General features: G+C 49.2%; 9 protein-coding genes and 4 pseudogenes. 8 read left to right on the top strand and 5 right to left on the bottom strand.

Going from position 1 to position 13706, the window contains the following annotated elements; all coding sequences use genetic code 11:
* The first annotated feature begins 86 nt into the window (after positions 1-86).
* Complete coding sequence (locus M0R88_RS10465; protein WP_248653454.1) at positions 87-1991, top strand: hypothetical protein; 1905 nt, start codon at positions 87-89, stop codon at positions 1989-1991.
* Between the two features lie 255 nt (positions 1992-2246).
* A pseudogene (locus M0R88_RS10460) lies at positions 2247-3289 on the top strand (DUF8471 domain-containing protein).
* A 484-nt stretch (positions 3290-3773) separates the two neighbouring features.
* Here M0R88_RS10460 and M0R88_RS10455 read toward each other — a convergent pair.
* Entirely contained in the window at positions 3774-4094 is a 321-nt protein-coding gene (locus tag M0R88_RS10455) for a hypothetical protein (RefSeq protein WP_248653453.1), read from the bottom strand.
* 208 nt (positions 4095-4302) lie between these two features.
* Between M0R88_RS10455 and M0R88_RS10450 the strand changes: the two genes are divergently transcribed.
* Positions 4303-4581 (top strand): hypothetical protein, encoded by a 279-nt coding sequence (locus M0R88_RS10450; RefSeq protein WP_248653452.1) that lies wholly within the window; start codon positions 4303-4305, stop codon positions 4579-4581.
* A 201-nt stretch (positions 4582-4782) separates the two neighbouring features.
* On the opposite strand, the pseudogene M0R88_RS18875 reads toward M0R88_RS10450, so the two are convergent.
* Positions 4783-5043, bottom strand: a pseudogene (locus M0R88_RS18875) (DUF8112 family protein); the annotation flags it as partial.
* Between the two features lie 1292 nt (positions 5044-6335).
* On the opposite strand from M0R88_RS18875, the gene M0R88_RS10445 reads away from it, so the two are divergent.
* From M0R88_RS10445 to M0R88_RS10430, 5 genes and pseudogenes are all read left to right on the top strand, one after another.
* The gene (locus M0R88_RS10445) at positions 6336-7256 is read left to right on the top strand and encodes an NAD-dependent epimerase/dehydratase family protein (protein ID WP_248653451.1); all 921 of its coding nucleotides are present in this window, start codon (positions 6336-6338) and stop codon (positions 7254-7256) included.
* 553 nt (positions 7257-7809) lie between these two features.
* Positions 7810-7977 carry a hypothetical protein gene (locus tag M0R88_RS10440; RefSeq protein ID WP_248653450.1) on the top strand — a complete coding sequence of 56 codons (168 nt, stop codon included), beginning with the start codon at positions 7810-7812 and terminating at the stop codon, positions 7975-7977.
* A gap of 21 nt (positions 7978-7998) precedes the next feature.
* Positions 7999-9231 (top strand): glycosyltransferase family 2 protein, encoded by a 1233-nt coding sequence (locus tag M0R88_RS10435; protein WP_248653449.1) that lies wholly within the window; start codon positions 7999-8001, stop codon positions 9229-9231.
* A gap of 1065 nt (positions 9232-10296) precedes the next feature.
* Positions 10297-10409: pseudogene (locus M0R88_RS18745) on the top strand (NAD-dependent epimerase/dehydratase family protein); the annotation flags it as partial.
* Between the two features lie 44 nt (positions 10410-10453).
* Positions 10454-10549, top strand: a pseudogene (locus M0R88_RS10430) (IS5/IS1182 family transposase); the annotation flags it as partial.
* Between the two features lie 72 nt (positions 10550-10621).
* Here M0R88_RS10430 and M0R88_RS10425 read toward each other — a convergent pair.
* From M0R88_RS10425 to M0R88_RS10415, 3 genes are all read right to left on the bottom strand, one after another.
* On the bottom strand, positions 10622-12112 hold the full coding sequence (locus tag M0R88_RS10425; RefSeq protein ID WP_248653448.1) for an oligosaccharide flippase family protein: 1491 nt from the start codon (positions 12110-12112) through the stop codon (positions 10622-10624).
* Positions 12105-13184 (bottom strand): glycosyltransferase, encoded by a 1080-nt coding sequence (locus M0R88_RS10420; protein WP_248653447.1) that lies wholly within the window; start codon positions 13182-13184, stop codon positions 12105-12107. Before M0R88_RS10420 ends, M0R88_RS10425 begins: the two co-directional genes overlap by 8 nt.
* A 274-nt stretch (positions 13185-13458) precedes the next feature.
* Positions 13459-13680, bottom strand: a complete 222-nt coding sequence (locus tag M0R88_RS10415) for a hypothetical protein (RefSeq protein ID WP_248653446.1) — start codon at positions 13678-13680, stop codon at positions 13459-13461.
* Positions 13681-13706: the final 26 nt, after the last annotated feature.

Raw genomic sequence — 13706 nt, 5'->3', positions numbered from 1 at the left:
ACGGCGTGGACAAGTGAAAGAACTGCTAAGTAGATTTAAAGAAAACACCAGAACCGATATATATCTGGTGTTTGTGAACCGGGATAATGGAAATGGAAGACATACCCCTTCTCCTCTCACCAAATATCCAGAATATCGGCCCTGAGAAACTCGTGGTTTTGATATTCACAGCCATCGCAAACATGGCGTATCTACTCTCAATACCGGTTTTCCAACCAGCTTCGGTACTAATCTTCATCTCGGTCTGCCCCGGATACGCACTTCTCTTAGCTCTCAGCCCCCGAGATTGCTCCCAGCTTGAATGTATTGCCATCGGATGTGTTCTCAGTTTGGCGCTCTATCCTACACTGGGGTTTGTTACGGCCGAATACATAGGACTTAGCGCAAACTGGATCCTCATCTCTCTAGATGGTATTACGCTTGGTTTGCTTTACTTAGCAGAACCAGCAGAATGGCTTCCGCGCCCGTCGGTCCAAAACTACTCCAGATTTGACATCGCTATAATTTTCCTGTCCCTTATCGCTTGCCTACTGGTCCTCACAGCAAGCGTTACAGTCTCTAGCCACGTTGACCGATGGCAATACGCGAAATGGCTTTTAGAGTCTCAGTTAATTAGCACGGGAGCAATAACAGCGACCTGTGGCGAGATACTCGGTGTTTATCCAGTTTATCTTGCGGATAAAATCTGCACACGACTTCGGGCTCCGTTTCCGGTATATGCAACGGTGACATCAACCCGATTGACTGGATTAGATTTTACTGGGTCATTCCGTCATTACTTCATACCAACAGCTATTGCGAAATTCCTGATAACCGCGGCAATTATCCGTCGATTCACTCGTGATTCGGTATTAATTATCCTTGGGTCGGCACTACTGTTTGTTGGAATGGATTATAGTCCACTCTACCTCACTCAGGCCAAGGGACTCTCACTTGTCTTCTTCCTTGCCGGAATTTACACACTAATCCGATGGCAACGCGGAGATACTACGTGGATTATTGGCTTGCTAATCTCGATTGGACTTCTCTCCGTCACCTACGCGCCACGTGCCTTGCTCTTTCTGGGTGTCGCAACTGCTTTTATTATCGTCAATGTCTTCGTGAGCCGAAACACGACACGGATATCCGCGGCCGGAATCCTTGCAGCGACTATATTTGTTACCGGCCAGCTAATCCCAATCGTAGAACGTGCGTTGATAGCTTCTACCGTGGCATCAGGGGGATTAGGGGAGATTTTGATGTCCCCATCTGAAGTCCCGTATCAAGCAGTAGGTACGACTCCGCTTCCGTTTTATCCGACATTTGCGGTGCTCGCAATTGTCGGGGGCATCCTGATACTCCGCCGACTCCAGCATCGTGCGTTTGCGCATCCTCTCGTGGTCTGGCCTATTGCTGCCGTCTTGACTTATCTTCCAGCTGGCCTACTTCTCTCCTTCTTCCGATCCCGAGTTGTCGCTGAGGCGTCATATGCAGCGGCAGTCCTTTTCTCTGTGGAAGTATCAGCTCTTTCTCGCGGTCGACTCCGGAAAGCTCTGATGGCGATTGCTATTATCGGGTTGTTTGTGTCTTCGGTTTCGGCGGTCCAGATCACGACAACTCGTGATGGATATTCTGAAGGATATGGACAGCTAGTGGGAGGCCTCGATGAGTCGAGTATCACCTCGTCAACGCCAGTTTATACTGACCTGAAGACTGGAGCGTATCTCCTTGGAGAGGGGGGTCATCGTGAGATTGAGCTGACTTATCCAGCTACTAAAGATTCAATCAAGGCTGTCTGGCACGGAACAAATGCAACCGCAGCCTGCCAACAGATGGGGTCGGCCGAGTACTTTATTCTCAGTCGTGACGTCTACCGTGATCAGTTCTGGGTTGGGAATCACCCGCGCCGACCCATCTCAGATGCTGCATACAATAAGTTTTCTCAGAGTCCGGACTTCTCCAAAGTCGACACAATTAATCAGTTCGTAGTATATAAGATAAACAATTGTTAAGTATAGATATTTTAGAATGAGGTAATACCTTCACGCCTGCTCCTCCCCCTGTTGCCGTCCCAGTTGCCGAAATCTCGTTGCAGTTGTAGAACTCCACCGCTGTGTCTGCCGCTCCTGTCGAAACTGCATCAACGGAGGCTTCACCGGCGACTTCAGCGATGAACGCCGCGAAGTTACAGCTCTCTGCTGTTAGACTGACGTTTACCGTTCCAATCTTCCGGGCTCCGCGTCTAATTCCGACCGTATGCCGCGGGTCTGGTTCTTGCTCCCACGGAGGTCCATCGCCTTCCTGCTGACTTCGCAGTCATCCTCGGAGTCGTTGTTCTCACCTGTCTCGCAGTCCTAACGCCAGGAATTAATGAGACGCCAATTCGAGCGCTCATCGGCCTGTCATTCGTTCTCTTCGTCCCAGGCTATGCGTTCATTGCCGCTCTTTTCCCGGAAGCAGGTGGACCCCACGAGACGGACACCCCTGAGCGCCGCTCGGGTTCTAGTATCGATGGTCTTGAGCGAACTGCACTTTCGCTTGATACGAGTATCGCCATCGTTCCACTCCTCGGGCTCATTCTCAACTTCACTCCGTGGGGAATTCGACTCGTTCCAGTGTTACTCACAGTGAGTGGATTCACCGCTCTCGCGACTTGGATAGCCGCAACACGACGATAGAAACTCCCTGCAGAGGACCGCTTTTACGTCCCGTACGGGAACGGGATGGAAAGGGCCCAGAGCGAATTGTTTGAGCCAGCTGACCGGACCGACAAGATACTTAATTTTCTGCTCGTCTGTAGTATTCTTTTTGCCGGTGTGAGTGTCACCTATGCCGTCGCCGTTCCCAAGCAAGGTGAAGCGTTCACCGAGTTCTATATTTTGACTGAAAACGAGACTGGAGACCTCCTCGCAGATGAGTATCCAATTGAGTTCACAGTCGGCGAATCACAGCCGCTCCACGTCAGTATCGGGAACCACGAACACCGCGAGAGGAACTATATGGTTGTGGTAGAACTGCAAAAGGTGACGGTGGCAAACAATACAACGCTAGTCCGGACAAAAGACGGATCTGCTCATAGAGTCACTAATATTACAGCCAAGATCCAAGCAGAGGAAAAATCACCCGATTCCGGGCTTCTGTCGGCGCAGACGAAACGTGGCTGAGATAAGTCCCGATTTCGCCTACGATGGAAGGCCAGTGGATACGACTGGCGTTCCTCCTCTATCACGATAACCCGCCTGCAAATCCAACCGTCACTAACTCATATATAGAATTACAGTTCTGGGCAGATGGCACTTCATTTACATGAGTAGTCGAGATATTAATTTCGTGGGGGTCGTTTGAATTTGAGTACAAACTCCATCAAGACTATCGGAAAGAAGGATCCGATACCTATGAGCGCGGTTGGCAGACCTTCTTTGTGATAGGTTTCGGTTATAGCCTCTCTGAAAGCCAGTGCTTTCTGACCAATACTGTTCACAATCTCGGTTCTCATAGTAATCATCCCTTCCAAGAGCTATGTCATAAGAATCGTGATTTTTCGCCAATAAAATACAGACAAATCGCCGGCTTACACGTGATGAAAGGCGCGAAACCGCCGCGACTGCCACCACTACGACCGTAGACGACCGATAGAGAAACCACACATACAGCTATCCAACCCTTCTAAACAAAGCCGAGGTCCTCATGAGTGAGGTGGTGGGTGGCCTACCGTGGTTCTGGTTGGTGGACGAGCGTGGGTTGGTTACACGGCCGCGGGGTTGTCCCGGTTACACCACGTGTATGTGGGGGCGTCATCGGTTCTCCGTGATGGTGGGACGACCGTCATTGAATCGCAGTTCAAGAACATACTTGCCTTCATCCCGGTTGCCTACCTGCAGGCGAAGTTGGCTGCCTTCCGCGATGTCAGCGAGTTTCTCCATCGCACGATAGATTTCACCCCATTGGAATGACCGATCGAACACGGCCTCGAGATGCGTTTTGACGTTATCCTTGACCGAGCGCAACCGAGCGCGTTTGCCGTACGCGTCATTAATCTTGGTGCCCCAGTCGGCGAGGTTGAGCGCAATCTTGCGCGCACGCTCGTGGACAGGATACACGCGGCCGTCAGTCACGGCTTCTGGGCCATGCCGGATGAACGTTCGAGCTTCGAGAGATGGCGTGTGTCGCCGCCTGCCGCGGTCTAAATAGCTTCTGGTAGCGTGATGTCGACTTCATCCTCGACATGTGAGAGACGACGCCGAATCTTACTATCTTCCTTGACGCGCGTGTTCTCCTCGCTCGTAATCTTGTTTTGGATGGTTTCGTGGTGGTGTCACGTTGGTGTTCGAGGCGGTCGATGGCGTCGCCGTGGCTTTCGACCATCTGGCGGATTGGGATGCCTGCGATGAACAGGTTCGGTGCGTTCGCTTCTTCGGGGTGGTCAACACCCCTGAACTCGATTTGATTGAGTGTCTCTTCAGCCTCGGTGAATTGGACTTCGACTGCCTGGCGTTTCTGACGTTCCTCTTGGAAGTCAGCTTCGAGAGTGTCTATCTAGCTAGTTTCTCTTCAAGTGCTGCTTCGAGGTCATTGAGGCGCTCGGTGAGTTGCTGGACGTGAGAGGCGAGTTCCTCAATAGTCGTCGAGTGTACGCGACGTTGTGTGTTCATCGCTATCTTCCCGCTCGGTTGCTGGTCGTGTGCGCTTCCGTGAGTGGCTTGCGGTAGATGTGGTAGCTGGGTATTCGGGGTTTGACTGGGTGTTGGGTAGCTCTCGTAGGTTTGTTGGTGGAGGGGGTGTGATTCTGAGAGGAGAAGGGCGTTAAGGGCTGTTCACGTCGCTCAGTGCGCTTTGGGTGTACAGTTCATCCTCCAAAAGGACGAGCCGAGTTGTCTGGCGGGCAGGTAAGTGCGTGAGCACCAAACACGTCGACACCAACACTTCTCTCGTACCAAGTGTGGATGTCACAATTTCGGTTTGCTCGCACATCCTGCAGTACACGCGCGTGACCATCCATGGTATCTCGCCCGCAGGTTTCGAGGCGAACGCAGTTACTGCATGGCCGCCCTGTAATTGCCGGCCACAGCTACAACACCAATCACATCATTGTTGCTCGCCGACCTGCAGTCCTTCGGGCACCTAGTTCACCGCCGTCTCGTTAGTACGTTCAGACATAGAGTATAGTGAGAACGGTGGTTAGTTCCCGAAGCAGTACGTGATGTGCAGGATGTCTCTTGCGCCGTTGGCAGATTCCCGGCCACACGCCTCATAGCAGTAGAACGAGTACTCGGCATCCCCATTGCCGTCATAGCCCGTGAGAGGGCCTGTGATTTCTCTCGAAAGAGAAGTGGTAGTTAGCGGCGATTCGTCGCAAAATTCAGGACTTGCGGTAGTATTTGTTGACATGCTTCGTGTCCCGAAGCACGGTTGGTGTCTCCAGCACCGGCCTAGTTTTGCCGGCATGCCGTGCTTCTTATCTAGATAATAGAATGCACCGCGCTTAATAGTTGCGAATATTCGCAACCATTGCGAGAATATATAATCATTGAAGATAGATATAAGGAACTACTACAGGGAAGAGTTTCATAGACTCTGCTATGGCGAAGTCAAGAGGACTGATTACGGATACAGAAGCAGCGAGGATTTCTGGCAAAGAAGATGTAGAAAACGAAAAGCGATATCAAGCCATTTCACGAGTACGGAGACGGATTCGTGAACGAATCCCCGAGGATGTCGAACTTTTAGCGGAACATCATCCGGATCTTTTGGATGAATTGCGAGAAGTAGCATGCGAAGAGCTTGAAAAATAGTAGACTCATTCTCTTGTTGTCTAATTGCCGGTAATGAAAGTCTCTCTAAGTTCAACCCTCGAGGTTAGAGAACAGTCTATTTCTCTTCTTTTCTACTCTTATGGTGCATATTAGTGCTCTCAATTTTATCACTGAGTAACATTGATGAGGGCGGAGTTATGTGGTTTACTTGATGATTGAGCGGGTAGGAAACGAGGTTGAGATTTTAGAACGCCATCTTTGCGTCTTAGAGGCAGTCACTGACTACGAGCCGGTTGGACTCACTACATTAAACAACCGTATCTCCTATCCTAAACATAAGATTCGCTATTCGATTCAGATTTTGGAATCTGAAAATCTCGTAGAATCGACTCCATCTGGCGCTACCACGACCGACCACGTTCTAAATTTTCAAACGGCGGTGAACAATGAAATAGAAGACATTAGTCGGACATTGGAAACCCTTCAACCATTTGTCAACAGGACTGTAAGTCTGCCTCGAAATCCGCGACCACCGACTAACTACTTCATCTCTTTAATCGTATTATCGTATCTTTTATCACTGTCTTCTTGGGAAGTTTTGATATGGTAGAAAACAAGCGAGTGCTTGTGACCGGTGGTGGTGGATTTATTGGATCGAACCTCGCAAATTACTTAGCCGAATCAAACGATGTCATCGCAGTCGACAACGGCTATCTCGGCACTCCAGAAAATCTTGAAGACGGTGTCCAGTTCCGCAACCGGAGTGTCGTTGAAGACGACCTTCCCACTGATGTAGACGTGGTGTTCCACCTCGCGGCGCTCTCCTCATATGCAATGCACGAGGAAGACCCGACGAAAGGTGCTCGCGTGAACATTGAGGGATTCGTGAATGTTGTCGAACAAGCCCGTCAGGATGGTTGCGACACCGTGGTGTACGCATCGACCTCCTCGATTTACGGGAATCGAACCGAACCGTCGCCTGAAGAGATGGATGTTGAAGTCCGGACGGGCTATGAGGCGTCGAAGCTCGCCCGCGAACAGTACGGCGAGTATTTCGCCAACCACTATGATATGCACATGGCGGGGATGCGCTTTTTCTCGGTCTATCAGGGCTACGGTGGTGCAGAAGAGCACAAAGGCGAGTACGCCAACATCATCGCACAGTTTGCTGATGATATGGCGAGTGGTGAGTCGCCGGCAATTTACGGTGACGGCACCCAGACGCGGGACTTTACTTACGTCACGGATATCGTCCGTGGATTGGAACTCGCAGCTGACCACCAGTTAACTGGCACCTACAATCTGGGGACGGGCGAGAGCTATGACTTCAACACCGTCGTCGACATGCTCAATACCGAACTCGGAACGAACATTGACCCTGAGTACGTCGAGAACCCGATTCCGGACGACGTCTACGTGCACGACACGATGGCCGATACGACCAAGATGCAGGCGGCCACTGGCTGGGAGCCCGAAATTAGCTTTGAAGAAGGAATCAAGCTGGTGTGCACATCGTATCAGTAAGCTGAATTGTTGTCATCGAAAGGGGATTGGGAGTAGCGGTGTACCCCGTGAGGCATCCGTCGTTCTGTAGTCGCTGGGTGAACAAGAACGCCTCAAGCGGAAACTGAGTCGCTGGCAGCAACCTGCTCCGAGGGACATACCTGTGTGGTCGCAAACGCTAGACGTAGTGGCTCTAGTACTGGTAGGCACACCCGGAATTGATACACCGTGTTTTCGTTGGATACTCCTCAAGCGCACAGCCACACTGTGGACACGTTCCGTCGGTCATGCCGGGCTCATCACAACTCTGTTATTTAAGTGGTTTGGGGGGCACGCGATTGGGACCACGTGCTCAGTGTCTCTGGTCGCATTGCTGCCACCGCTTTGGTGTGGTTCGGTGTCTCCTTGACCGCTCGGTAACTATAGTTAAGAAATAGTCGCTATTGACGAACCGGGTCCGGAGACCCCCCCTAATTTATTTCTACGGTGAAATATTTATACTATACGGCTAGAAGGTCTGAAGGACTTGTAAAAATAGTAAAAACTTTTAGGAGGTAGTTAGGTTACTTGTCTAATGGCACGCTACCCACGCACTGCACGCGATGCAGCCCTCAAATGTATCTCCTGCAACGCACCGGTCATTCAGACCGTTGACGACCGGTACGTCTGTGTTGAATGTGGCGAGTCACCGATTACACCGACGTCGGTCGCCGACACCACGCCGACCGCGGCAGACGACTAACGAGACACGGAGCTGGCACGCATGGCAACACAAGGCACGCGACGACACGACGACCAGACAGTAGAGACCGCCCCACCCGACCAGCGACCGGCCCCAGCAGACGGGCTGCTCGTCGGCGAAGAGAGTGACGTCAAACCCGCATTGAGCGTGGTGATGCCGACGCTCAACGAGGAGGAGGGGATTGCCGAATGTATCGAGCGCATCACGAATGGGATCGAAGCGTTCGGCATCACCACCGAGATTCTTATCAGCGACAGTTCGACCGACCGCACGCCCGAGATCGCCCGTGAGATGGGGGCTCGGGTCGTCGAACCCGATAAGGGAGGTTACGGCTATGCGTATCGCTACGCGTTCAAGCGGACGCGCGGCGATTATATCGCGATTGGGGATGCCGACACCACCTATGATTTCGAGGACCTTCCGCGATTGCTTGAGCCGGTGGTGCATGGCGATGCGGATATGGTGATGGGCAGCCGTCTTGAGGGCGAGATCAAACCTGGGGCGATGCCCAAACTCCACCAATATGTTGGAAATCCGTTGTTGACCAAGTTCCTAAACGTCTTCTACGGGGCTGGTGTGTCGGACGCCCACAGTGGCTTTCGGGTAATGAGCAAGGAGGCACTTGAGACATTGGACTGTACGACGACGGGCATGGAGTTCGCTAGCGAGATGATCATGGAGGCCGGGGCGAAGGATCTGACGATTGAAGAGGTCCCGATTACGTACCACGAACGCGAAGGTGAAGCGACGCTCGAGAGTTTCCGGGATGGCTGGCGCCACGTCCGGTTCATGCTCGAGAACGCGCCGGGGTATCTCTTCTCAGTGCCCGCAGTACTGACGCTTGCTCTTGGGTTGCTGACTATGGGTCTTTCCTTGACCGGAGTCGAGGTGAGTGGAGTGACGTTTGGCAGTTACACGATGATTGCCGGGAGTCTCTTCACAATTGCTAGTTACCAACTCGGCAGTCTTGCCATCTTTAGTGCAGTGGCTGGAAATCCAATTCGAAAACCCCAGGACCCAATCACAGAGTGGGTACTTGAGAACTTCAAGCTCGAGCATGGTGCAACACTGGGGGTAGTTATATTCGCTGCTGGTACGCTTCACACGGGCTACCTCGCATACACCTGGGTGACGAGTGGCTTCACGCAGTTGCCGGTGATTGCCACTAATCTCGTGGCCTTTACGGCACTCGTTCTCGGACTTCAAACGATCTTCTACTCGTTCTTCCTCAGTATTATCGCTAGCAACGAGTAGTCGAGACTTGCTGTCCTTTTGTATACTTTTGAAATAAATTTCTAAGGACATGAAATCAATCAGAGTCGGGGAAGAGTGTCCGACATTAACACAAATATCATGATCAGTGATGACTTAATCGGTTGAGTTCGAATCCCGCTCGATATAAAATAATTGCCAAATCTGGCCAACCAGTGTAGGACTATATCTATCGTTATGAGTTGAACTTTCCTATATTCGGCTCGGAAAATCGACTTCGGGAAATGAGAGATCCGTATCACGTCGGCGAAAGCAAGCGCGGGCGACGAGAACTACATCCGATACGTTTACTACCACACGAACCTGGACTACCTGATGCGTAAATGGTGAAGAAATAGCGCCAATCATACGCCCCCGCTGCCGACTCTGACTATCTCTTTCTCACCCAGTAGAAGCCGAAGGTGCGGCCAATCTATATCAGCCGGATCGTGAAAGAACAGGCTAAGGAGTCGGGCGTCAACGAGCCCATCACCGAAGATACGAACGGAAACACGAGGTGGCTCGTGACCACACACACATACACACGCTTCGCCATTCGATGGCATCCCACTCAGCGAACGGGACGCACCCTGCCGATCCAAACGGAGACGGGATTCCCGTTCACATGTTGGCCTAGGTTCTCGGACACCGGAAGCGGGTCACGACGAGGAAGTAGGTCTCGACGGACTGGAACCAGATCAGGACGGTGTTTCGTGAGCGAGGTTCTCGGTAGTCCATGTCCTGTCCGAGTGGCTACCGACCAGCCCTTCGTAGATAATTTCGTTGCGGCAATCGATTGTATCTCGCCGTCGATTACCACCAGCGTCGCCATCGTATTGAATTCCTCGTCAAGCTCTGTGATCAGCGCAGGAGCAGCGCTGTTAAGTGTCTCATCCGCGCTCTTGCTCTATTCAACATCCGGGTAGACCTTCTTACACGTTCTCGTCGGCAATCACGTTGGAAGCGATAATCTCTCCACCACACACTCTTTCGGTTACGCGGACTTCTATTTGCTGTGGGTGATATAGATGGCAGTTATGGGATTTAGTAAATTAATATGTTGGGTGTATGCAGGGTGCTCGTATCCTCGTGACTGGTGGAGCAGGAATTATTGGGTCGAACCTTGCGAATTCGCTTGTGATAAAAACGAAGTCATCGCACTCGATAACGGCTATCTTGGACACCTGATAATCTTAAGGACGTACACTGCCGTATCGAACGTGAGCCCGATACGAAGGCTAAACCGCAGGTCATCCGTCGGAACGCGGACGACCACTGGTCCGTCGCCGCCGACAATAGCTTCCAAGACTGGCACACCGAATAATAGAGCAGGAGTGAGTAGAAACTATTAGCACTGGAGTGAGCATCTCTCAAAAGCCATTATAACTGGGCTCTATTCTGTAATTTGGAGTATTTTCCAGGTTGAATAGATGGTATTATATGAGATAAATGGAACAGTTTTGAATATCTGCATATCTTCCTCTTGTATTTCCCCCAAAATAGTAAGTAAGGTAGCATAGATGATGAAGCCACAAATAGCTGCCAGCGTCGGAATGACTATTTCCGTAGTCGTGATAATATATGACAGAATACATATGAATGTCATAGCTACTGCGGAGGCTCCCACTCGAAGTATTGTTGTTGTAGGTGTTCTCCATTTCACAGTTTTGAGTGACATAAAATATGAAAACACCATATATATCGCTGAGCTAAATAGAGTTGCAAAGGAAGCGCCGACGTAACCGAAGTCTGGTATAAGCATAAAGTTTAAGATTATATTCACAACTACTGAGAGCACTATCCCGGTAGTCATAATCGAAGTTCTATCATGTATCTCAAGTCCTTTGTGCCCAATCATTGAGAAATTCCAGAAGAACAACGAGGCAGAGATGATCGGTATTACAACAAATCCAACCTGATATTCTTCGCCTAAGACAAGAAAACTCAAGGGTTGACTAATTGCTCCTGCAAAGATTGCAGCAGGTACCCCTAGTATCAGATAATATCGGCTATACTCTGATATCAATTTTGACACCGTCTTTTCATTATCCCCGTTCCATCTTTCCATAATTACGGGATGAGAAGCTTCAATTATAGGGGTTAGAACAAGTGGCAAGCCAGTCTGAACTAGCATATAATTAGCGGAATATATACCAACTGCCGCAGTTCCTTGAAGTGTCTCAATCAATACTCGATCTATAAAGTTAAGAAGTGTTAATCCAAATAACCATCCAATCATAGGGACGCCATATCTGGCTAATTTACGGGCAATATCAGGATTAAATGATAATCGGAGGGAGGAGAGCTGAGATAAAATACCAATAACCGATACTATACTTCCAACTGCAGCACCCCATATCCATCCCACAGTTGTCCCGAATACATAGATGGATAGAATAACTCCTAAACCATGCCGAAGGGTTCCGTTTAGTGTTTTGAAACGGAGAACATGGCCGGACTGCAAGCGAGCTTGGAATATAGAGCTCAAAACCTTAAATAATCCCATTCCAATCAGTGCGATCACACCAGCAACGTAGAATGGTGCATAGTTCCCTAATTGAGGCTTTAAAACATAGTACCCTACAATACCTCCAAGTCCAATTAAGGAAGTTAAAACTACCAGCAAAGATAGAGATGTTGGGGTTATGTCTTCTGAACTGGATTCGAATCGAAGGATAGACTGTCTGAGCCAGTCAAATAGGGCAGTCGATAAGATTGTCACAAACGCTATCGTTAAGGTATATTTCCCATATTCTGTGGTGCTAAATATATGTGTTACAGTGATTAACGCAATAAATCCAACAAGGCTTGGAATAGCGTCGGCCAGCGAATAAAAGCTAAAATCCCGTATAAAGTTTCCTGAGGATCTTTTGTCCTCAGTCATTGCGCGAAATCAACCTCTTCCAGTCATTTTCGAATTTTTCTATACTATACGGTTTCACGCTTGATTGAATCTGGTTTATATCCCAATCTTTCGTATACATTTCTTGTATTCCTTGTTGGAGGTTCTCTACTCCCCGGTCATATAGTATTCCATTTTTCCCGTCTTCGATTTGGAATTTTGTAAACCCCTCGTTAACTCCTATTACTGGCTTCCCACTTGCGAATGCTTCTATTGGTACAATCCCAAAATCTTCGTGCTTAGAGTTGAATATCAAACCGTCACAGGTCGCCAGCAGCTCGTGTTTTTTTTCCTCAGAGACGAACCCTAGAAACTCTATGTTGTCGCCTGAACTCCGACGTAGGGGGTTTTCTAGTGGTCCACTCCCGGCAACCTTGAGTAAATAATCTGAATCCGACACGGCGCTAATAATCTGCTTGATTCCTTTAGCTGGTGTAATTCGCCCTAAGTATAACAGGAATCCTTTGGGGTCCTTGTTATAATATTTATCTACCTGGATTGGGGGGTAGATAATATCGGTCGCATCTCGTTGATAATATGATTTGAGTCGATTTTCGATGATTTCAGAATTCACTATAAATTCATCTATTCTGCTTATAGTTGATATCTCATGTACTCTTCTAGCTGATTGGTACAAATATTTAGCAATTTTTGGAATATATATACTATCATTAAACTTCCCAGGAGCTAAATCAAATAACCAACGGGTTGGCGTATGTAAGAGGTGAATTCGGTGCTGCTCTGGATGATGTATGACAGACTGTCCAAAAGTTCCCGATGTTATAACTACGTCATGTTCTTCGGGCACGTGGAAATTTTCGTATTCAACAATTCGTACTACCTCACCTAATGCGGGAATTGAATCCAATTTTGTAGTTAGGGTTGATCCAAATGAGTTCATTTCTATATTTTCATCTAGGTTGGTCTCGTTTGTTAGGGTGTAGACTGGTGCCTCAATTGTTTCTGCGAGATGTGAAATGTACTCCTGTGATCCTCCATGAATATCAAATGGATCATGGATAATAACAGGATTTGAGAATGGTCCTTGGTTCATTGTATTGCACCCTATTGGGATAGGGTAATACAACTTTTGGTTTAGATTATAATAAACCTCAAGCATCAAGCGTACGCTCAGCGCTGCCATGTGTTCGCGAAGCTGGTGGCTGGAGTTCCGTGAAATGCGGCTGGAAGTCACCCTCTACAACCTCCGCTGGAGCGTCAGATATCCACGAAATCGACCGCTGTGTACTGAAACTACAGAGCCCATTGATTCAATAGTATAAAATGACAGAATAAAAATCCTTTTGGGTTCGATATCGGTAATATACTTATTTAAATATTTCGTGATTATTATAGGTGTGTTCAAGAAGATCCGTAGATTCCCCTGCTGTGAAACTTGGGGCGAAGCGGTCTGGACTCCCCACACTAGAAACCGACGCATAGGAATAGCCCCATTTAGTCAGGATATCGAGAGTAATTTCGTCGATCTGGGGCGATTTTGAAAGATCTTTTAATAACCTTCTCGAAGAACTCAGCTGCTCCTGATTCACACGTGACTTTGGTAAGGGAAAAGTCT

The organism is Halorussus gelatinilyticus, from assembly GCF_023238445.1.
Lineage (GTDB): Archaea > Halobacteriota > Halobacteria > Halobacteriales > Haladaptataceae > Halorussus > Halorussus gelatinilyticus.
The sequence above is the reverse complement of the archived record's forward strand: the minus strand, read 5'-3'. Positions and strand labels throughout refer to the sequence as shown.

What these genes read in the sequence shown, in the direction of transcription:
- M0R88_RS10465 (WP_248653454.1), top strand. Translation starts at nt 87, where the DNA reads ATGGAAATGGAAGACATACCCCTTCTCCTCTCACCAAATATCCAGAAT.
- M0R88_RS10445 (WP_248653451.1), top strand. Translation starts at nt 6,336, where the DNA reads ATGGTAGAAAACAAGCGAGTGCTTGTGACCGGTGGTGGTGGATTTATT.
- M0R88_RS10440 (WP_248653450.1), top strand. Translation starts at nt 7,810, where the DNA reads ATGGCACGCTACCCACGCACTGCACGCGATGCAGCCCTCAAATGTATC.
- M0R88_RS10435 (WP_248653449.1), top strand. Translation starts at nt 7,999, where the DNA reads ATGGCAACACAAGGCACGCGACGACACGACGACCAGACAGTAGAGACC.
- M0R88_RS10425 (WP_248653448.1), bottom strand. Translation starts at nt 12,112, where the DNA reads ATGACTGAGGACAAAAGATCCTCAGGAAACTTTATACGGGATTTTAGC.
- M0R88_RS10420 (WP_248653447.1), bottom strand. Translation starts at nt 13,184, where the DNA reads ATGAACCAAGGACCATTCTCAAATCCTGTTATTATCCATGATCCATTT.